19 protein-coding genes and 9 tRNA genes are annotated in these 21419 nt (G+C 41.6%); 4 read left to right on the top strand and 24 right to left on the bottom strand.

Annotation, left to right across the window (positions count from 1 at the left end):
* Window positions 1–100: 100 nt before the first annotated feature.
* The 5 genes from secF to MORIYA_RS19705 all read right to left on the bottom strand — a co-directional run bounded on the left by secF (window position 101) and on the right by MORIYA_RS19705 (window position 4231).
* On the bottom strand, window positions 101–1042 hold the full coding sequence (gene secF / locus MORIYA_RS19725; protein ID WP_112718005.1) for a protein translocase subunit SecF: 942 nt from the start codon (window positions 1040–1042) through the stop codon (window positions 101–103).
* The gene (secD, locus tag MORIYA_RS19720) at window positions 1042–2880 is read right to left on the bottom strand and encodes a protein translocase subunit SecD (protein WP_112718003.1); all 1839 of its coding nucleotides are present in this window, start codon (window positions 2878–2880) and stop codon (window positions 1042–1044) included. The genes secF and secD overlap by 1 nt, the downstream gene beginning before the upstream one ends.
* A gap of 237 nt (window positions 2881–3117) precedes the next feature.
* Window positions 3118–3588, bottom strand: coding sequence for a hypothetical protein (locus tag MORIYA_RS19715; RefSeq protein WP_232011688.1), 471 nt, complete (start codon window positions 3586–3588; stop codon window positions 3118–3120).
* Window positions 3589–3711: 123 nt separating this feature from the next.
* Window positions 3712–3797, bottom strand: a tRNA-Leu gene (locus tag MORIYA_RS19710).
* Between the two features lie 167 nt (window positions 3798–3964).
* Complete coding sequence (locus tag MORIYA_RS19705; RefSeq protein WP_112717999.1) at window positions 3965–4231, bottom strand: hypothetical protein; 267 nt, start codon at window positions 4229–4231, stop codon at window positions 3965–3967.
* A 108-nt stretch (window positions 4232–4339) separates the two neighbouring features.
* Between MORIYA_RS19705 and MORIYA_RS19700 the strand changes: the two genes are divergently transcribed.
* A complete protein-coding gene (locus tag MORIYA_RS19700; protein WP_112718476.1) occupies window positions 4340–5689 on the top strand; it encodes an ISNCY family transposase in 1350 nt (449 codons plus the stop codon).
* A gap of 151 nt (window positions 5690–5840) precedes the next feature.
* Here MORIYA_RS19700 and MORIYA_RS21120 read toward each other — a convergent pair whose 3' ends face one another.
* From MORIYA_RS21120 to uvrY, 12 genes are all read right to left on the bottom strand, one after another.
* The gene (locus tag MORIYA_RS21120) at window positions 5841–6008 is read right to left on the bottom strand and encodes a hypothetical protein (protein WP_197713407.1); all 168 of its coding nucleotides are present in this window, start codon (window positions 6006–6008) and stop codon (window positions 5841–5843) included.
* Between the two features lie 122 nt (window positions 6009–6130).
* Window positions 6131–7489: a DUF3943 domain-containing protein gene (locus tag MORIYA_RS19690; protein ID WP_112717997.1), complete on the bottom strand. Its 1359-nt coding sequence runs from the start codon at window positions 7487–7489 to the stop codon at window positions 6131–6133.
* A 216-nt stretch (window positions 7490–7705) separates the two neighbouring features.
* Window positions 7706–7791, bottom strand: a tRNA-Leu gene (locus MORIYA_RS19685).
* A 67-nt stretch (window positions 7792–7858) separates the two neighbouring features.
* Window positions 7859–7932: transfer RNA gene (locus MORIYA_RS19680), tRNA-Cys, on the bottom strand.
* Window positions 7933–8014: 82 nt separating this feature from the next.
* Window positions 8015–8100, bottom strand: a tRNA-Leu gene (locus MORIYA_RS19675).
* Window positions 8101–8193: 93 nt separating this feature from the next.
* Window positions 8194–8267, bottom strand: a tRNA-Cys gene (locus tag MORIYA_RS19670).
* An 82-nt stretch (window positions 8268–8349) separates the two neighbouring features.
* A tRNA-Leu gene (locus MORIYA_RS19665) sits at window positions 8350–8435 on the bottom strand.
* A 93-nt stretch (window positions 8436–8528) separates the two neighbouring features.
* A tRNA-Cys gene (locus tag MORIYA_RS19660) sits at window positions 8529–8602 on the bottom strand.
* Window positions 8603–8653: 51 nt separating this feature from the next.
* Window positions 8654–8739: transfer RNA gene (locus tag MORIYA_RS19655), tRNA-Leu, on the bottom strand.
* Window positions 8740–8966: 227 nt separating this feature from the next.
* Window positions 8967–9545, bottom strand: a complete 579-nt coding sequence (gene pgsA, locus MORIYA_RS19650) for a CDP-diacylglycerol--glycerol-3-phosphate 3-phosphatidyltransferase (protein WP_112717995.1) — start codon at window positions 9543–9545, stop codon at window positions 8967–8969.
* A 49-nt stretch (window positions 9546–9594) separates the two neighbouring features.
* Window positions 9595–11472 carry an excinuclease ABC subunit UvrC gene (gene uvrC, locus MORIYA_RS19645; RefSeq protein ID WP_112717993.1) on the bottom strand — a complete coding sequence of 626 codons (1878 nt, stop codon included), beginning with the start codon at window positions 11470–11472 and terminating at the stop codon, window positions 9595–9597.
* 35 nt (window positions 11473–11507) lie between these two features.
* Entirely contained in the window at window positions 11508–12152 is a 645-nt protein-coding gene (gene uvrY, locus MORIYA_RS19640; RefSeq protein ID WP_112717991.1) for a UvrY/SirA/GacA family response regulator transcription factor, read from the bottom strand.
* Between the two features lie 371 nt (window positions 12153–12523).
* On the opposite strand from uvrY, the gene MORIYA_RS19635 reads away from it, so the two are divergent.
* A complete protein-coding gene (locus MORIYA_RS19635; protein WP_112717989.1) occupies window positions 12524–12685 on the top strand; it encodes an oxidoreductase-like domain-containing protein in 162 nt (53 codons plus the stop codon).
* A 101-nt stretch (window positions 12686–12786) separates the two neighbouring features.
* Here the strand turns inward: MORIYA_RS19635 and MORIYA_RS19630 are convergent.
* Window positions 12787–12877, bottom strand: a tRNA-Ser gene (locus MORIYA_RS19630).
* 192 nt (window positions 12878–13069) lie between these two features.
* On the opposite strand from MORIYA_RS19630, the gene MORIYA_RS19625 reads away from it, so the two are divergent.
* Together MORIYA_RS19625 and MORIYA_RS19620 are read left to right on the top strand one after the other, a co-directional pair.
* Window positions 13070–13732 carry a Bax inhibitor-1/YccA family protein gene (locus MORIYA_RS19625; protein WP_112717987.1) on the top strand — a complete coding sequence of 221 codons (663 nt, stop codon included), beginning with the start codon at window positions 13070–13072 and terminating at the stop codon, window positions 13730–13732.
* Window positions 13733–13808: 76 nt separating this feature from the next.
* Window positions 13809–14138: a TusE/DsrC/DsvC family sulfur relay protein gene (locus MORIYA_RS19620; protein WP_112717985.1), complete on the top strand. Its 330-nt coding sequence runs from the start codon at window positions 13809–13811 to the stop codon at window positions 14136–14138.
* 137 nt (window positions 14139–14275) lie between these two features.
* On the opposite strand, the gene serS is transcribed toward MORIYA_RS19620, so the two are convergent.
* The 6 genes from serS to lrp all read right to left on the bottom strand — a co-directional run bounded on the left by serS (window position 14276) and on the right by lrp (window position 21397).
* Entirely contained in the window at window positions 14276–15562 is a 1287-nt protein-coding gene (serS, locus tag MORIYA_RS19615) for a serine--tRNA ligase (RefSeq protein WP_112717983.1), read from the bottom strand.
* Between the two features lie 145 nt (window positions 15563–15707).
* Complete coding sequence (gene crcB, locus MORIYA_RS19610; protein WP_112717981.1) at window positions 15708–16091, bottom strand: fluoride efflux transporter CrcB; 384 nt, start codon at window positions 16089–16091, stop codon at window positions 15708–15710.
* 45 nt (window positions 16092–16136) lie between these two features.
* Window positions 16137–17471 carry a replication-associated recombination protein A gene (locus MORIYA_RS19605; RefSeq protein WP_112717979.1) on the bottom strand — a complete coding sequence of 445 codons (1335 nt, stop codon included), beginning with the start codon at window positions 17469–17471 and terminating at the stop codon, window positions 16137–16139.
* A complete protein-coding gene (gene lolA / locus MORIYA_RS19600; protein ID WP_112717977.1) occupies window positions 17471–18091 on the bottom strand; it encodes an outer membrane lipoprotein chaperone LolA in 621 nt (206 codons plus the stop codon). The genes MORIYA_RS19605 and lolA overlap by 1 nt, the downstream gene beginning before the upstream one ends.
* A gap of 3 nt (window positions 18092–18094) precedes the next feature.
* Window positions 18095–20674: a DNA translocase FtsK gene (locus MORIYA_RS19595; RefSeq protein ID WP_112717975.1), complete on the bottom strand. Its 2580-nt coding sequence runs from the start codon at window positions 20672–20674 to the stop codon at window positions 18095–18097.
* 228 nt (window positions 20675–20902) lie between these two features.
* Complete coding sequence (lrp, locus tag MORIYA_RS19590) at window positions 20903–21397, bottom strand: leucine-responsive transcriptional regulator Lrp (RefSeq protein ID WP_043994525.1); 495 nt, start codon at window positions 21395–21397, stop codon at window positions 20903–20905.
* Window positions 21398–21419 lie beyond the last annotated feature (22 nt).

Here is a 21419-nt window from a genome sequence, read left to right as displayed (position 1 = left end):
GTCCATCCTATATCACAGTGTATACAAATAGATCCGTTTATTATAAATAAGCGTGTAAGCACTGAGTAAACCCACACGCTTACCTTAACGACAATTAAGGTCATTTACCGACAGTAAGATCCTCTTCCAATTCAATGACCTGATAGTGACTGGCGTTTAATCCCCACAATTCAGGTAATGTCGTTGCCACTGCAATCGATGACCAAGTGCCGACAATGAGGCCAACAAACATGGCAATAGAAAAACCAGCTAGCGGCCCTCCGCCCAATAACCATAACGCTGAAACCGTCATTAAAGTCGTGCCCGATGTCACCATAGTGCGAGATAGGGTTGCCAAAATAGCTTGGTTATTCACATCTGCAATCGCTAATGTCGGTTTTAGAATAAGCAACTCGCGGATACGATCACCGATAATAATCGAATCATTTAATGAATAGCCAATAATCGCCATAATCGCCGCAAAGACCGTCAAGTTAAACTCAAGTTGCAATGCCGCAAACACCCCGAGTACAAATAGCACATCATGCACCAAGGCAAATAACGCACCTGATGCCAAACGCCACTCAAAGCGATAGCTTAAATAAGCCATAATACATAACATCGACACTAACAGTGCCAGACCACCTTGTTCCGCCAGCTCTTGGCCGATTTGAGAACCGACAATACTGGTATTTAATACTTGGATATGAGTCGCTAACGGCGCTAATATTTGGGTGATATCTGGAATACTCATGCCTGCTGCAGGTTCTGCATAACGTAAGATCCAGCGACCAACGTCTCCACCTTCAATGACGCTGACATGTTGATTTAACGCCGATTGTAATAAAGGATATATTTCACTCATGGTAATACTAGGGTCAAGCTGTACTTCGGTGATCACCCCACCGGTAAAATCCAACCCCCAGTTCAGTCCATTAACACTGATAAATGCAATGGCAACAAGCATGAAAACGACTGAGATTGCACTGCTGATATAACGTAATTTACTGTGATTATTACTGTTGTTTTTGTTGCTATTGTTTTTGTTGCTAGTCATCATCATTATACCTTCAAGTCATGACGAGTATCACGACCCCATAATTTATTAATTAATGCGCGCGATACCAAGATGCCAGTGAACATACTGGTTAAGATACCTAAGCCTAACGTCAGCGCAAAACCTTGCACTGGCCCCTGCCCGATTGAATACAAAACCACAGCGATAATTAAGGTGGTGATATTGGCATCAATAATGGTATTGAATGCGCTATCAAAGCCACTATGTATGGCTTGGGCAAAGCTGCGGCCTTCACGTAACTTGTCACGAATTCGCTCGAACACCAGTACATTAGTATCGACAGCCATACCAACAGTAAGTACTAACCCAGCAATACCGGGTAAGGTTAATACCGCCCCAGGTATTAACGCTAACAAGCCAAATAGCATAATGATATTGGCAATCAATGCGACATTAGCCACCCAGCCTAAACGGCGATACCACAGCGCCATAAATACTAATGTTAAACCTAGCCCGAGCGCTAATGCCGAGAAACCATTCTGGATATTCTCCGCACCCAAAGAAGGTCCAATGGTTCTTTCTTCAACAATCGTCACCGGCGCTGTTAACGACCCCGCACGTAGCAACAATGCGAGCTCTTGTGCGTCAGCCATGCTACCTGTACCCGTGATCCTAAATTGACTGCCTAATTGTGCTTGAATGGTCGCTACACTAATAATATTGTTGGTCTTTTTAGTAGAACCATCGGCATTACGACTGTACTCGCTGTAGAGCGTTGCCATGGGTTTACCAATATTATGTTTGGTAAAATTAGACATCTTTTTACCACCCGCATTATCTAAGGTGATATTGACCTGCGCAGCGCCCATTTCACCAACACTGGCACGCGCATCAATAATATGCTCGCCACCTAAGATGGCATCACGGGCAATACGTATTGGCGCTCCGTCATTATTACTGACTACCATGCTGCCATTACTTGTGGTTTTAAGCTCATGAAACGCGAGACTGGCTGTGGCACCAATTACATTTTTAGCCGTGGCCGGATCTTGTACACCGGGCAGTTCAATACGAATGCGATGTTCACCTTGGCGCTGTACCATGGCCTCTGTAATACCTAACTCTGCGATACGACTGCGCATTGTTTGTAAGTTCTGCTGCACAGTGAGGTTAATGATGTCGGTCTTTTCAGCTTGCGGAATACTCACCTCAACCAATAACCCTGAACTCTGAGTTACTTTCCATTGTGGATAGCTGGTTGGCATTAATTTCAATAATGCGACTTTTGCTTCATCGGTGGGCAAGTTCAGTTGCACACTATTATGGTGATTAATGCTAATTCGAACACCACGAACCCCTTTGTCACGAAAATCAGCCCGTAAATTATCGACCAATTGCTGAGCTTTGATATTGAATACCGTTTCCATATCAACATCTAACAAGAACTGCACACCACCGCGTAAATCTAAGCCTAATTTGATGGGCTTCAATCCCATACTCTGCAACCAAGACGGCGCAGCAGAAACCAGTGCTAAAGTAATGTCATCATCTGCAGGCAGTACGGCGTCGAGTATCGCCTTCGCACGTGTTTGAGTGCCAGAGTCTGCTAACACTATGGTGGTTTTATCCAGTTCTTGATCGATACGTGTTACCGCAATATTGTTTGCTTCTAGCGTCTGCTTAAGCACGTGAATAGCGGGTCGTTGATTTTGTTGGTGATTAATTTGCAATGCCGGATCTTCGCCATACAAGGTTGGGATCGCGCTTAGCAGCATGATTAAGATTGTGCAGGTTAAGGCAATATATTTCCAACCAGCATAATGGTTTATTCGTTTACGTTGGGCTGTTGAATTTAATTTTTTTGTCATTTGATCGCTGTCCATCAATGCCTTTTCTATCTATAGAGAGAAAATTGATATAGAACGTTGATATATCAATTTTTATATAAAACACAGGCATATTGGTGATTAACGTGCTTATCGAACCAGACATAACGTGATGAACGCGCTATGTGTATTGCACTTTTTCGTACATTTACAGTACTCGTTCTAGTGCTAACTAGGATAGATAAGCAGATAAAGACAACAAAAAGGCAGTATGGTTAATACTTACATTTTTGTCTAAACAGAGGTAACAACAGCGGGGTATTGGCGGTGAGAGTATAATAAATTACTGTCTTTCCAGCCCGATATTCGCGACTTAGAAAAAGATGTGCCGGTTAACCAGTATTGCTCTAAATTAACATTTACCGCATAGCCGATCACCAACGACGCTGATGGTGGTATCGATAATTCAATCTCTATCTGATAATCAGGTTTCGGGTTATCTAACAATAAACGACCGGTACTGGTATAACGCGAGGTTTCGGTTAATGCAAATTCATAGGTATGGCGTGATGATGATGTAATTGGCTGTTGCTCTGATTCACCAGTATCTTGGCAGCAGCTATTCACTTCATTCGCATCGATAAGTAAGGATGCAGGTGCTAATAACGATGTGGATGCTAATTCTGAATGTGTATTAGCCTGAGCATTAAAACCCACAACCATCACAAATAGCAGAATAAAGTAGCGCATCAATCGAAGTAGCATAGAAGATAACTAACCATAAAGAGTAATTGGTTATCATAAACACTAGTGATTCGAGAAACAAGAATTATTTTAAGCTTCAGAAAGCAAAAAAGGCTTACCGTTAGGTAAGCCTTTTTCTAAATTTGGTGCCCGAGGCCGGAATTGAACCGGCACGCCTATTAAGCGAGGGATTTTAAATCCCTTGTGTCTACCGATTTCACCACTCGGGCTGAGTGATAAACTGTTAAGCTAGCTGCCTAACCGGATATGCGCTTACTCTACCTGATTCTAAGAATCCGTCAATTAAAAATGTTAATCTTGCTGTTAACTGGTTAAAAATCAAACCATAAAAATGCTGCCATAACGGCAACAATATATTTATCTATATAGACTTAATTTAATCCTCTGCAGGGAAAGGTTCAGGACAGTCCCCTGACGAACCCGGTATAATAACAACTGCATTATTATTCAGCCCATCAAACATATCTTTATATGCTATCCGCTCAGCATCTGTACCTGATTGCCAAACTGTAATTGCTCTGTTAATAATTTCATTTACTGATTTTAAATCACCATTAAATTCAGTCGTTGCACTACCACTTAATCCATCCGGACTAAGACGGTGACGTGTATTGAACATAAACGCTAACAGTTGTTGTTCCAACTGTAGGTCCCCGTTAGAGATGTCAGGTTTGTCACCGTTAGAAATGTCATGTTGAACTATCTTCAGAGCATCAATTCGACGCTCTGGACCTACATGATGTTACTGACTATGACTGATATTGAAATATACAAAATTAATACCATCAAAAATGTTATTGATAAACGCATCTCTGGCGTCGATGCTGCCGCGCTTCTTAACCTAAGTCCACGGCAAGTATATCGACTGACGAAGCAATATTTAAAACATGGTGCCGAAGGTTTGATTTCACATAAACGTGGCCAGCCAAGTAATCACCACCATTCCTATAAATTCAAACAACACGTTCTTGACCTGGTTCAAATCCATTATCAAGATTTTGGTCCAACTCTCGCACACGAAAAACTCACCGAACTACATGCTATCTCAGTTGGTGTTGAAACCCTGCGTCAATGGATGATCACTGACGGTCTATGGTTGCCGCATGCCAAACGTAAGCCTCAAGTATATCAACCTCGCTATCGTCGTGATTGCGTTGGTGAGCTCATACAAATTGACGGTTCTCATCATGACTGGTTTGAAGGCCGCAGCGATAAATGTTGCCTGATCGTTTATATCGATGATGCTACCAGTCAGATCATGAGTTTGAGATTTACTAATGCAGAAACCACGCTCGATTACATGGCCATAACACGTGAATATATAATGCAATATGGCAAGCCTACCGCGTTTTATTCAGATAAACATTCCGTATTTAGAGTTAATAGTCGCGATGCTAAAACGGCTAAAATAACGCAATTTGGCCGAGCTCTGAAAGACCTAAACATAGAGTTACTCTGTGCTAATAGCTCTCAAGCTAAAGGCCGCGTTGAACGTGCTAACAAAACATTACAGGACCGATTGATTAAAGAAATGCGTCTTGAAGGGATTGATAATATCGAAGACGCCAATGTATGGTTACCGAAATTTATAGCTGATTTCAATCGCCGGTTTGCAAAACCCCCGCTCTACGCCAAAAATATGCACAGGTCGGTTACCGAGCAACCTTATGAATTAGAAGATATTTTCTCTTGGCAAGAACACCGAAAATTATCGAACTCATTAACTTTACAATACGACAAGGTGCTTTATATGATTGAATCAACTGAAGAAAATAATCGATTAACGCGTGAAACGGTTAAGGTTTTAGATTATCCAGATGGCACAATTGCAATTCACTATGGACATCGAACGTTAAAATATCAAATATTTGATAAGCTCCAAAAAGTAAATCAAGGTCAGGTTGTTGATAATAAACGGCTTGGCGCAGTGCTAAAACTAGCTCAAACGGAACAACGAATATTAGAGATGGAAGATAAGCGTTCACGCAGTAAAAAAGCACCTAAACGTTCTGCTCAGAAACGAGCAATAGCGCAACTTAGAGCCATAAACCCAGTGTTAGTTAACCCCGATGAGTTTAAGCCAAGCTCATCAAGGCGGTGACTGAAAAATTGATTTGTCGCCGTTTGTTACATATCTTTAATTAATACCAAAAGCGACATTTCTATTGGTGAGAAAACATGACATTTTAAATGGGGTTTAACATCCAACTGCTCTCTATGACCATATAAATCAGCATCGCCATTATCATCTGTTAAGAAGTGAGAGACTCTGACTGCCAATCCCCAGCACCCCATATCTCGCTACAATCATTGTTAAAGGCAGCTGTGACATTAGTATTATCCGTAAACTTACCATCAAACGGTTCATTCCCGACACCAACGTAATCTGATGGACTATCATAAGGGTCAAGTCCATTCACATAGTCTCTATCCGCCTCCTCTAACTCGACCAAACCATTTTTATTATGCCTATACCCTTTGGTATCAAAATCAGCCGTAATTTCACAATAATTAGCAAACTAAAGAATCTGTTAAGCCAGTATTAACGTTCGCCATTACCAAAACGGTAAATGAGTTGCCCACTGGCTAGATCGTCATTTGCTGAGAACTTGGTAGCATAATAATGGTGCCAGGCAAGTTGTAGCGCCCAATTGCGATCCAATTTGTAGTACACGCCAAAGCCAGCGTTAACCTGCGCGGTTTTGATATCTCGATCCTGATCTTTCAACGCTTCTCCAAATCCGGCGCTGACATAAGGACGAAAATCATGATCCGCATTGAAATAATACTGCAGATCAACACTATAACTCTCATAGACCACTCGCTCGGCGCTGGTTTTTTCTTTCATCTCACCACGACTATAACTAAGCCGTGACGAAAACTGGGGAGTAAAGTATAGGCCGAGGCTGAACGTAGGTGCCCAGCTGTTTTCAAGACCCCAAGACTCATCCAAATTAAGATAAGCGCTACCCACAGAAAAACCAACAATACCAAAATCGACTGGGTCTTCAATGTCTGCAGAATGATACATATCGCTACGCGCCTTGGTCGAATTGCCTTTACCGTTGCCCATCGCATACCTCAGATTAATTTTAACCTGGGTTTCCGAACTGCCATTCGGTAAGCTCACTTCCTTAATGCCCACATAGCCAGTGCCAGCTATAACCACCTGCTTACCAACCAACTGGTTAATGCCACGGCCAATACTGTCCACAGGATCGAGAAAAAACAACGCGGTATTACCGAGTGCAGCTGAACCCCACACCGTTCCCCCCCCGAGGATAATTTCACGTTCCTGGTTAAATGCCCACTCACCGTAGACCCAACCGAGAACAGGTGTAACAACCAAATCTTGCAGTGCAGGTACTTCGGCGAAAGCCTCTATCCCATATTCCCAATAAAAAGTGGACATCAAAGCAGAATAAATAAAGGCATCCCACTGTCGGTAGCCCGATTTACGTGCCGACTGGTAATATACGCCACCAAAATAAGGGTGACCAATGTAATTGATATACCATGCATCCCGATCCCAAACGGGTCCTTGCCTCACATTCTCCCACCATTTTTCAATGAGGCGCTCATCGCTCGTTTCCCAGTTAGTGATATCAGTTGGCAGCAAAGCCAGAAAACCTGCAACACCAACACCATACCAGGCAACCGATTTTGTTTGCGACCATAGCCGTTCACCATCCTCACCATGGGGTGTCGAAAACAAAGATATTTGGTAGGGATCATCATACACATCATCGGAAAGGGCTTTATCTTCCCAACGAGTATTGGAAAATGTATTAGCAATAACAAACGTGTTTTCATCGGCTGTTGCTTCATACGGCGCTGCGCTAGAGAAAGGACTAAGCAATGTACATAACAGTATTAAATGTATGTAATAACAAGGTTTCATGTCTTAATCTCTCCCGAATATTAACCCAGATAGACCATAACAGCAGTGAAACTACCGCTATTGGCTAAATGAAAATGTAATAATTAAGCATAGTCGGCAGTAACATAATCATCAATACTCGCGCGGTACAAACTGAGAGCATCATGTAGGGATAATAAGAGCGGCTAAATTTTAGACATAAAAAAACCAGCTATCAGCTGGTCTTTTTATAAAGCTTGGTGCCCGAGGCCGGAATTGAACCGGCACGCCTATTAAGCGAGGGATTTTAAATCCCTTGTGTCTACCGATTTCACCACTCGGGCACTGAATTATTATAGTTTATCCGTTCCAGTGCAGAACTAACAAACTCGCTCTTTCAAGCTGAAATCATGGAGGCGGGTCCCGAAGTCGAATCGAGGTCCACGGATTTGCAATCCGCTGCATAGCCACTCTGCCAACCCGCCAAATCCTGCCATCACAACTTTAGCTGCTAATACAGGGTGCTAATTTTACATCTTAGCTGGATATACTATTGCTAGTATTAGTTGGTGCCCGAGGCCGGAATTGAACCGGCACGCCTATTAAGCGAGGGATTTTAAATCCCTTGTGTCTACCGATTTCACCACTCGGGCACTGAATTCTTTTTATAAACGCTTATCGCTAAACATTTATAGTTTATCCATTCCAGTGCAGAACCAATAAACTTGCTCTTACAAGCTAAATCATGGAGGCGGGTCCCGAAGTCGAATCGAGGTCCACGGATTTGCAATCCGCTGCATAGCCACTCTGCCAACCCGCCAAATCCTGCCATCACAACTTTAGCTGCTAATACAGGGTGCTAATTTTACATCTTAGCTGGATATACTATTGCTAGTATTAGTTGGTGCCCGAGGCCGGAATTGAACCGGCACGCCTATTAAGCGAGGGATTTTAAATCCCTTGTGTCTACCGATTTCACCACTCGGGCACTGAATTCTTTTTATAAACGCTTATCGCTAAACATTTATAGTTTATCCATTCCAGTGCAGAACCAATAAACTTGCTCTTACAAGCTAAATCATGGAGGCGGGTCCCGAAGTCGAATCGAGGTCCACGGATTTGCAATCCGCTGCATAGCCACTCTGCCAACCCGCCATATTTTACATTTAAAGTATATGTTTAATGTTATATCTAACAAAAAGAAATTGGTGCCCGAGGCCAGAATTGAACTGGCACGCCTATTAAGCGAGGGATTTTAAATCCCTTGTGTCTACCGATTTCACCACTCGGGCAATTTCTTTTGCATGTCATCTAAGCTATTTTAGTTAAATCGCTATAGGCTCTATGTGCTGACGCATTCTACAGACCTAAAAGAGAGAGTCAACACCCTTTTATCAGCACTAATAAAAACGCTTACGTTTCAACCTAAGCAGTGTGTATTTTAGCTAAAAAGGGTTAAATAATACCATGTTAACGACATGTTCTAACCATAACCTCAATTGTCGTTAGAACTGACGCTTTAATCTTCGCTAGTTAGCTCGCCCCACGCCGCAGCAAAATACTGCAGCATAGAAACAACGGTTAATACCATCGCCGCATAGAACACGAGATAAGCAAGGTAAACCATCCAAGGACCTTGTTGCCAAATGAAACCGCCTAGCGCCAACATTTGCAAACTGGTTTTCCACTTCCCGGCATTACCCACCGCAACGTTTGCACGTTTACCCAGATCAGCCATCCATTCACGTAAACCTGAAATAGCCAGTTCACGGCCAATCATAATAAGCGTAGGGATCATGATCCATAATGCACTGTGCTCACCAACTGTTGCAGCGATACGGTCGTGATCACCGACAACCATCACTAACGCCGTGATTACCATGATTTTATCGGCGACAGGGTCAAGGAATGCGCCCAGCTTGCTTGATACATTCCAACGTCTTGCTATATAACCATCAAGGTAATCTGTTACGCCAGCGATAAAGAAGATCGAAGCTGCAATATAAAATGAATTTTCAATTGGTAAATAAAACGCGAGAACAAAAAAAGGAATTAAAATCACGCGAAACAAAGTTAAAATATTGGGTATGTTTTTCATTATTCTCATGCTTTTGAAATTTAAACCCCTCTATAGTCCTATATCTTGCTTATTGATGCAACGAATCATAAATTTTTTCTGCTAAATCAATACTTATACCTGGTACTTTTGCAATTTCTTCCCTACTTGCACGACGTAATTGCTGTAAGCCACCCATATATTTGAGTAATACTTGACGACGTTTCGGCCCAACCCCTGAAATATTTTCTAACCCACTAGTGCGTTTGACTTTATTGCGGCGCGCACGATGTCCGGTAATGGCAAAGCGATGGGATTCATCACGAATATGTTGTATTAGATGCAATGCGGGCGAATCACTGGGTAAATAAAATTCGATATCAGGTACGTTATCTAACGCCCCCGATAAGATTAATGTCTCTAAACCCGCTTTACGCGTCACGCCTTTAGCAATACCAATGATTAGTGGTCGCTTAATCACAAAATTATCCGCGTATTGAGTGAGCACTCGTTCCGCCTGGGTCATTTGACCTTTACCACCATCAATAAATAAAATATCCGGTATTTTGTCAACGTCAGTGATTTTCTTAAAGCGGCGGTCCAATACCTGAGCCATGGCGGCATAATCATCGCCACCGGTAATGCCACTGATATTATAGTGTCGGTAATCGGTTTTATTGGGTCCATCACGATTAAACACCACGCAAGATGCCACGGTTTGCTCGCCACCCGTATGACTAATATCAAAACATTCCATACGCTGGATCTTGCCATCAAACTTCAATACTTTTTCTAATGCTTTGAAACGATTTAGCACGGTACTTTTAGTGGCTAACTTAGTTGTTAGTGCGGTTTCCGCATTAGTAAGCGCCAACCTTAAAAATTTATGCCGGTCACCACGTTTAGGACTCATCAGCTTTATTTTACGCCCTGCCAGCTGGCTTAAACTCGATTCAATCAGGTCATTATCTTCTGGTAACTCAGTTAGCAACACTTCTTTAGGGATGGCCTGCTGTGTGTCTTTATTCAGGTAATACTGTAATAAAAAGGCTTGGATCACTTCGCTAATATCAGTATCAGCGGGTACTTTAGGGAAATAACTGCGGCTGCCAAATACTTTACCTGACCGTACAAATAATAAATGCACACAGGCGATACCATTTTTATAGGCAAAACCAATGACGTCCATCTCACCTAAATCAGACGTTACGTATTGCTGCTCTTGGATAGTTCTTAATGCTTGGATCTGGTCGCGATAACGTGCGGCAGCTTCAAAATCCAACTGCTGACTGGCATTTCCCATCTTCATCACTAATTCATTAATGACGTCGATATTTTTACCTTTCAAAAATAATGCAGCAAGGTCAACCTGCTGGTTGTATTCCTCAGGATTATCCATTTCCACACAGGGCCCTAAACAACGCTTGAGCTGGAATTGTAAACACGGTCGCGAACGATTTTGATAATAGCTATCCTCACACTGACGTACAGGAAATAGCTTTTGCATTAAATGCAGACTTTCTCGCACTGCACTGCCGCTTGGATAGGGACCAAAATATTGCCCTTTGCGCTTATTCTTGCTGCGAATAGAAGTTAGCTGTGGATGCTTGTGAGCAGTGATCAGAATGTAAGGATAAGACTTATCATCCCGCAGCGAAACGTTATAACGCGGCTGATAACGCTTAATATAGGTATGTTCAAGTACCAGCGCTTCTGTTTCTGAGTGCGTTACCGTGACATCAATATTGGTAATATGCGTAACCAGTACCCGGGTTTTTTCACGATCGACGGTTTTTCGAAAATAACTGGTTAGGCGTTTATGCAGATCTTTGGCTTTGCCGATATAAATAACCACGTCTTTATGGTCATACATTCGATAAACACCAGGTTGGTGTGAGACCGTTTTTAAGAAATCTTGATGATTGAATTGTTCTTTTTCAGGCATAAAATAAAAGATGCCCGAAGACATCTTTCTCAATTAATGTTAATTAACGTAATACTTAATTATAGTGTATCTGCATCTAAGATACCGTGTCTGATCGCGAGGTGAGTCAGCTCTACGTCACCATTAATATTAAGCTTACTGAATAAGCGATAACGATAAGCGTTAACTGTCTTAGAGTTAAGGTGTAGCTGTTTGGCAATATCGACCACTCTTTGCCCTTTCGTAATCATCATCATGATTTGTAACTCACGCTCTGACAGGTTTTGGAAAGGATTTTCGTCCGCAGATGAAAATTGACTTAATGCCATCTGTTGTGCAATTTCAGGCGAAATATAACGCTGCCCACTATGCACTTTACGAATAGCGCCTAATACTTCGTCAGGTGCTGCACTTTTAGTTAAATAACCAGACCCACCTGCTTGCATTACTTTACTTGGGAAAGGTGCTTCCGTGTGTATTGTTAATACGATAATTTTAATATCAGGATTATTTCGTAAAATTTTACGTGTTGCTTCTAATCCGCCAATACCTGGCATATTCATATCCATCAAGATCACATCTGGCTGGTTTTCTCGACAAAACTGAACGGCATCCTCTCCGCATGAAACTTCACCCACGACTTTAATACCACGTACATCTTCAAGAATTCGGCGAATACCGGTACGGACTAATACGTGATCATCGACAAGGAATACATTAATCAAAAGAATCTCTCCGCATACACATACATATAATTTCTAAAAACCATAATACATTAGATGGTCAAAAATAGGTTGTTATTTTTGTCCTCTAACTAATCATGGAAGCTAATATATTTATACCCAATAATAATATGGCATTATATATCAATAATTTAATATCTATATTACTTTAAAGCTAAAATGCGGTGCAGTTAGCAAAATAACCATCATTACTAAAAATTTGACATATCAAGCTATGTATATAGATATATAAACGACATACATATTTTTATAATTGATAATACAGCAGATTATTAATTAACCACCACTGATTTGATCTGTGTCATTAAAAAATATGTTACATTTTGTCTATCGCTAGCGAAAAGGATAAATCAATGGAAAAATCGCAACCACAGCTAATTGAAAAGCCCTACCCACCCGCAGATGATGATTGTTGTGGCGGTGGCGCTTGCTGCCCTTGCGTTTGGGATTATTACTACGAACAACGAAAATTATGGAACGCACAACGTGCCGCACTACTTGAAGGTACTGTATAAAACAGATTGGATGAGTAGATAAACTGAATAGATTAGGTAGATTAAGGAATGCCAGATAGCAAAAAGGCGCTATCTTTCAGATAACGCCTTCTCTATATAGATGGCGGAGGAGGAGAGATTTGAACTCTCGAGGAGCTATTAACCCCTGCTGGTTTTCAAGACCAGTGCATTCGGCCACTCTGCCACCCCTCCGCAGCAATGGAGCGTATAATACAGAGTTTAAAAAAAAGATAAAGTGTTTTACCGAATTAATCACGTTTTCAAGTCAAAAGGCTTGTTTTTAACTTATTTGGCTATAAATTAACAATATCGTCATATTATGTCGGAACTTTAGCGTATACTAAGACTCTAACTGGCAGTGTTTATTACTAAGGAAAAGACACAATGCAACAACGTACGATTCAGACTCAGTCGCAAACAAGCGTACTCGCGACGAATAAGGTACTTAAAAATACCTATATGTTATTAGCGATGACACTGGCATTTTCAGCGTTAGTTGCTGGTGCAGTGGTTACATTAAATTTACCGTCTCCAGGTTTCATCATTACCTTAGTCGGTGTGTATGGTTTAATGTACCTAACAGAAAAAAACCGTAACAATTCAATGGGTATTCTATTTGTATTCTTGTTCACCGGTTTCTTAGGTTATACCATAGGCCCATTAATTAACCGATACTTAGGTGCAGGTATGGGTGACATTGTGGTAATGGCATTTGCTGGTACTGCATTTACGTTCTTTGCTCTGTCTGCATATGTGCTAACAACAAAGAAGGATATGTCTTTCCTTAATGGCATGATGATGGCAGGTTTTGTGGTACTTATCGTGGCTATGATTGGTAACATCTTCTTACAAATCCCAGCGCTTAGCCTCGCAATCAGTGCCATGTTCATTCTGTTTTCATCTGCTGCAATCTTGATGCAAACAAGTTCAATCATTCATGGTGGTGAAACAAGCTACATCTCAGCGACGGTAACCATCTTCCTATCTCTGTATAATATTTTTGTTAGCTTATTACAAATCTTAGGTATTATGAGTAGCGACGACTAATCTCGTTGTTGCTAAATAGTGAAAAGCCTCGTTTGACGAGGCTTTTTTATTTTCCCTCTACGATTAGTTTAAGCCTATGTTAATTATCAACGAACAAGAGATCTCCACCGACAAACAAGGTTATTTACTTAACTCGAGTGATTGGAGCGAAGCACTTGCGCCGCTGCTTGCAGAACAAGAAAGTATCAGCTTAAGCCCTGCACATTGGGAAGTTGTTCACTTCGTGCGTAACTTTTATCTCGAATACAATACTTCACCCGCTATTCGCGCATTAGTTAAAGCGATGGCGAAGAAACTCGGTGCTGATAAAGGCAATAGTATCTATTTATATAAACTGTTTCCTAAAGGCCCAGCGAAACAAGCAACCAAAATTGCAGGCTTACCTAAACCAGCAAAATGCCTTTAACTGATACTTTAGATTAACAGGCCCCATAACATGATTAATGACGGGGTTTTGTTAAACTAGAAACCAAAAAGCCCCGCCGAATTATTCGCATAACTCAGCGGGGCTTTTATTTAACACATTTTTTATTAGCCGTCAGATTAACCCATGTGCGTGAGACCGCCCATGTAACCTCGTAGTACTTCAGGCACTTCAACACGACCGTCTTCTAACTGGTAGTTCTCTAGGATCGCAACAAGTGTACGACCTACCGCTAAACCTGAACCGTTTAGTGTATGTAGAAGTACCAGCTTCTTATTGTCTTTAAGACGCGTACGCGCTTGTAGACGACGAGCTTGGAAATCTTCACAATTTGATATTGAAGAAATTTCACGATACGTATTCTGAGCCGGAACCCATACTTCTAAATCATATGTTTTCGCAGCACCAAAGCCCATATCACCCGTACATAATGTCACAACGCGGTATGGCAAGTTAAGCTTGATCAAGATGTTTTCAGCATGCTGACGCATCTCTTCAAGTGCTTCGTATGATTTATCTGGGTGCGCAAGTTGCACCATTTCGACTTTATCAAACTGATGTTGACGAATGAGACCACGTGTATCACGACCATATGAACCCGCTTCACTACGGAAACAAGGCGTATGTGCAGTCAAACGTACCGGCAGATCAACTTCATCGGTAATGGTATCACGCGCTGTATTTGTTATCGGTACTTCAGCGGTCGGGATCAGGCTTAGACTTTGACCTTCTTCTGTTGCTGGTTTGGTGTGGAACAGGTCGTCACCAAATTTAGGTAATTGACCAGTACCGTATAGCGAGTCAGTATTAACAAGGTAAGGAACATATAATTCGGTATAACCGTGTTCTTCTGTGTGCGTATCAAGCATGAATTGCGCGATAGCACGGTGCATACGTGCAACTTGACCACGCATAACAATAAAACGTGAACCGCTAATTTTAACTGCGGTTTTAAAATCGAGACCGTTAAGCGCTTCGCCTACATCAACGTGATCTTTAATTTCAAAATTAAATTCTTTTGGTTGACCCCAACGCTTTAATTCTACATTGTCATTTTCATCTTTACCTTGTGGTACCGATGGATGTGGTAGGTTTGGTAGCGATAGTGCAATATCTTCAATTTTAGTCAGTAACTCAGTGAGTTCAGCTTTAGCTGCATCAAGCTCTTTGCCTAATTTGCCCACTTCAGCTAATAGTGGTTGAATATCTTCACCACTTGCTTTTGCTTTACCAATGGATTTCGAACGTACGTTACGATCATTCTGTAATTGCTCTGTACGGATCTGTAATGCTTTACGTTGTTCTTCTAATGATCTGATTGTATCAACGTCTAGTTCAAAACCACGGCTCGCTAAACGCTGTTTAGCTTCTTCTAAGTCTGCTCGAAGAAATTTAGGATCTAACATTCTTTACCTACTCTGCTTGTTTTATTTCGACCTGAGTACTGTTTCCTTGCACTCGGTCAGAAATATCTGTTGGTATTATTAACACGTATTATTTTAACGTGAATTTACACTTTCATCACGGTATTTATACTTAAAATACGGGGCTTTATGCTCGAAAGACTAAGCGCATACCTAAATATGCAACAAAAATACACACTGACACGTTTAAAGATACATTTAGCGCTGCTTTCAACCACTCACCTTGCTGTAATAACAACAACGAATCCATCGAAAATGTCGAGAACGTCGTCAATGCACCTAAGAAGCCTAAGCCGATAAGTTGCCGCCAGGGCGTTTCCACAACAAGGTTATTATCAAGCAAGGCAAACAATATACCCATCAATAATGACCCGAGGATATTGACGATTAACGTGCCATAAGGAAAGCCCTTACCCAGCACAGCGGTTGCAGTTTGGGCAATAAACGTTCGCAAGACTGCACCGGTTGCACCACCAAGTGCAACAAAACCGTATAATGCTAAATTATTCATTGATCGTACCCTGCTTCATTTATTCGTTGATCGTACCGTTAATTATTAATAGCGTTTTCGAGAGCTATTGAGATCAAGTTGATGGAGATAATCGAGTTTTTGCTTAATTTGCTTTTCAACACCTCGATCCACAGGATGATATAACTTAGTACCTTGTAATGCTTCCGGCATATAACATTCACCGGATGCGTACGCCCCTACTTCATCATGCGCATAACGATAACCATCACCATAGCCGAGATCCGACATTAGTTTAGTCGGCGCATTGCGTAAGTGCATCGGCACATCAAAATCAGGTTGTTCTTGTACTAACATTTTGGCCTGCGAAAATGCCGTATACACAGCATTACTCTTGGCCGCCGATGCCAGATAGACAATGGCTTGAGCGATGGCTCGTTCACCTTCATAAGCACCAACGCGACTAAAACAATCCCATGCCGATACGGCAACTTGCATTGCTCTTGGGTCAGCATTACCAATATCTTCTGAGGCTATAGCCAGCAAACGGCGCGCCACATGTAGGGGATCACAGCCACCAGCGAGCATACGTGCAAACCAATACAAGGCGGCATCCGGTGATGAACCACGGATTGATTTATGCAGTGCTGACATCAGGTCATAGTAAAGCTCACCTTTATTATCAAAACTATTTACTTTACGACCCACCACAGACATCAGCCTTTCAAGGGTGATAAATTTGCCTTGCCCTTCATCTTCCGCCATATCATTTAATAGTTCGAGATAATTAAGGCTCTTTCTGGCATCACCATCCGCTAACTCACAGAGTTTTTCTTTAACACCTGGCGCAAAGTTAAATTTAACTTTGGCTAAACCACGCGTATCCGCTAATGCTTGATCAATAACTTGTTGGATCTCGTCAGCGGTTAACTTTTTCAGTACATACACACGGGCACGTGATAGCAATGCATTGTTTAATTCAAATGACGGATTTTCGGTCGTCGCGCCGATAAAGATAATGGTGCCATCTTCGATATGCGGTAAAAATGCATCTTGTTGGCTTTTATTAAAGCGATGCACTTCATCGACAAATAAAATGGTACGGAAACCTTGAATGGCATTATCTTTGGCTTTTTCTATCGCTAAACGAATATCTTTAATACCTGATGTAACGGCATGTACTCGCTCAACTTTGGCATCACAGTAATGCGCGATCATCTCTGCGATGGTGGTTTTCCCCGTGCCAGGTGGTCCCCATAAAATCATCGAGTGGGCATGACCAGCTAATAATGCACAATGTAAGGGTTTTCCTTCACCGAGAATATGGGTTTGGCCAATATATTGCGACATTTTTTCTGGTCGCATTCTGGCCGCTAGTGGTTGGAAATCAGAACTAAAATCAAGTGACATCGTATTATTCATTAGCGTTGGTCATCTATATCTGTATCTTCTGGGATATTAAAAGTAAACAGCGCAAGATCGATCTTGTTCATTGTCTTATGATTTGTTAAAGCAAATTGGCTATGTTGACCTTGTTGCTCTTGTACCGAGAATTGGGTGATTTCACCTTGCTTAAACTGTAAGGTCAATACCGCTGCGGTAGGATCATTGGGCGTGATCACGGTATAGACACCGGCTTGTTTTGTTACTCGATAACTTTCCCAAGCCGTTTGCTCTGACCCCGCAATAAGCATGAAGGGGGTATTAGCAATGGCATCTTTAAGTGAGTAAATACTAACTTGTTCCACAAAAGGATTATACAACCATATACTTTCACCATCAGAAACAATTAACTGTTCGTCTGGTGACACGGTTTCCCAGCGAAATTGATTGGGACGCTGCAATTGCATCACGCCCTGTGCAGTCGAAAGGTTATCCCCCTCAGCCGACGTCACTATTTGAGTAAAGTCAGCACTGAATGGCTTTAACTGAGCAAGTTGGTCTTGTAATTCTTGTTTTACGCTTTGCGCGTTCGTTAGCATAGACGCAGTCATTAATACTGCGGTTGCTAATATTTTTTTTAATGACATTTTATTTCTCATCAATTAATCCTTTGGTGGCGGTGGTGCCAGTACTTCTCGATTACCATTATTCCCTGGAGAACTGACGATACCTTGCACTTCCATCTCTTCGACAATACGGGCGGCACGGTTATAACCGATTTTGAATTTACGTTGTACGCCCGAGACAGAACCTCGACGCGTTTCTGTTACATGATATACCGCTTGATCAAATAACTCATCAACATCAGATGAACCTTCAGCGACTTCACCCGGCAGTAAGGTATCAGCGGTCGCTTCGCCATTTAAGATCTCATCAATATAATTCGGTTTACCACGTAATTTCCAATCGGCTACCACACGATGTACTTCATGGTCATCAACAAATGCCCCGTGAACACGAATTGGCACACTGGTACCCGCAGGCTGATACAACATATCACCCATCCCTAATAGGGTCTCAGCACCCGCTTGATCAAGAATTGTACGAGAGTCAATTTTACTTGATACCTGGAATGCAATACGGGTTGGGATATTCGCTTTAATTAAGCCAGTGATCACATCAACAGAAGGACGTTGAGTTGCTAAGATTAAATGGATACCCGCAGCACGCGCTTTTTGCGCAATACGTGCAATCAGTTCTTCAACTTTTTTACCCACAATCATCATCATATCGGCAAACTCATCGACGATAACCACAATCGCAGGTAGCTTAATCAACTCTGGTGCGGTCTCATCCATACTATCGCCTGGCTTCCACAACGGGTCGAGTATTGGCTGGCCAGCATCAATCGCTTGTTGTATTTTAGTATTAAAGCCAGCCAAGTTACGAACACCAACGGCTGACAATAATTTATAACGTCGTTCCATTTCACCCACACACCAGCGCAGCGCGTTTGCGGCATCTTTCATGTCGGTAACGACTTCGGTTAATAAATGTGGGATACCTTCATACACAGAAAGTTCCAACATTTTTGGATCGATCATGATCATACGCACTTCTTCTGGCGATGCCTTGTACAGCAAACTCATGATCATCACGTTCACACCCACCGATTTACCCGAGCCTGTTGTACCAGCAACCAATAAATGCGGCATTTTAGCTAAATCGACCACCACGGCATCACCCGCAATATCATGACCTAACACCACGGATGTTTTTGACTTGGCGTTAATAAATGCTGGGCTAGACATCACATCAGATAAATAAACTGTTTCTCTATACTTGTTCGGCAGTTCAAGGCCAATAACCGATTTACCCGGGATCACTTCCACAATACGTACGCTCATCGCAGATAATGAACGGGCTAAGTCTTTCGATAATGCTGAGATCTTGCTGACTTTAATACCTGGCGCTAAATCTAATTCAAAACGGGTAATAACCGGCCCTGGATACACATCAACCACTTTCGCTATAATATTAAATTCTAATAATTTCTCTTCGACTAAGCGCGCGACATGATCCAGCTCGGCTTGAGATATCGGATTGGCTTTTTTATTGGGTTTATCTAATAACTCTAATCCCGGTAGTAAAGTAACTGGTTTTTCTTTAAATTGCAGTGGATTAGTTGATACGACTTGGTCACCAACAATTTCAAAACCATTATCAGTATCAGTATCAGTATCAGTATCAGTATTATTATTATTAATCTGGAATACCGGTGCCAATACTGGTTCCATCTGGTCTAACTCTAATTGTTGCTCGACAATAATCGTTTCGTCAGCGCTATCGTCATCTACATTCTGTCGATCAACGTTATCGGCGGCAATCATATTATCACGCGTAAATTGATCATCATCATTAGGCTCAACATCTGAGACCTCAAATGCTGATATTGATGGTTCTTGTCGGGCAGCAGTAAATGACATATCCGTTACGTCATCAAGTGCATCTACTGGTTGTACAGTTATTGGCGTCTCCGCTATTTTCGACACGCTCAGGTCATCGTGTTCCGTATCAACCACGGCTTCATTAGCCACGACTGACGCTTGTCGATTGCTTAATGCTGTCACTTTATCAATGCTATATTGGCAAATATTAATCACCCCAGCGCCAAGCATATCAACGATAGTCAACCAAGATATACCCGTTAACAGCGTAAAACCAATCGCGACAAAACTCAGTAAAATAAGCGTTGATCCTAACACCCCAAATAGCTCACTAATTGCCTGTTCAACAACATCGCCAATTAAACCACCCGATGAAAAATAATACAGATCATCAAAGTTAACAGATGCCAATCCACACACACCGATAAGTAATAATAATGTACCGATCATACGTAAACCGACAGTAAAAAAGTCTATTTCATCAAGCTGTCTTGGACGCCAAAATATAAACCAGGCTAATGACACAAATGCCAATGGTATTACATACGCATAAAGACCAAAGGTAAAAAACAGCACATCCCCGATCCAAGCACCGAATGAGCCGGCGGCATTTTTAGCTGGGCCTTCCCAGCTGGTTTGCGACCATGACGGATCGGCAGGATCAAAGCTCACTAATGCGACCATGGCATAACAAGCAATAAAGGTAGACAGGATAAATCCGACTTCAAAGACACGCTGGATACCGGATAATGGCGCAAGATATTTGGATGGAATAGCTAAATTAAATTTGTTCATCTTGATTTATGACTCTTGAAAGCGACGATGTTACGTTATCTACTTTACCCAACTTACTTCAAGATGCGATATCAGCAAACCGAATTAAGGTTACTTGGGTATATATGCTATCAACTTTAATTAAATGCTAGAAACAAAACAAGCGGCAATATGCCGCTTGTTGATTATTTATCACTTTATTTGCGTTAATCTAGGATTACGCTAAAAGATTATGTATAAACAGTGAGATTAACGCGTTTTAATAACTAAACGGTTACTTTGTTTAACTTCTTCCATAACAACATAGGTACGTGTGTCATTAACACCCGGTAAACGTAATAGTGTTTCACCAAGTAAACGACGATAAGCTGACATATCAGATACACGTGTTTTTAATAAATAATCGAAATCGCCAGATACTAAATGACATTCTTGAATTTCTTCAAGTTCTTGAACAGCTTTGTTGAATTGCTCGAACACATCAGCAGCACCACGATTTAAGGTAATTTCAACAAAAACAAGCAATGAAGCATCCAGAAATTGTGGATTTAGAATTGCGGTATAACCTAAAATATATCCTTGGCGTTCTAAGCGACGTACGCGCTCTAAACATGGCGTAGGACTCAAGCCTACACGTTTCGACAACTCTACATTGGAAATTCGGCCGTCTTTTTGTAATTCATTAAGAATATTACGGTCGATTCGATCTAGTTCCTTCATTGGTCGAGTTTTTACTTCCATCATTATTGTTTCCACCCTTTTACAT

The organism is Moritella yayanosii, from assembly GCF_900465055.1.
Taxonomy (GTDB): Bacteria; Pseudomonadota; Gammaproteobacteria; order Enterobacterales; family Moritellaceae; genus Moritella; species Moritella yayanosii.
The sequence above is the reverse complement of the archived record's forward strand: the minus strand, read 5'-3'. Positions and strand labels throughout refer to the sequence as shown.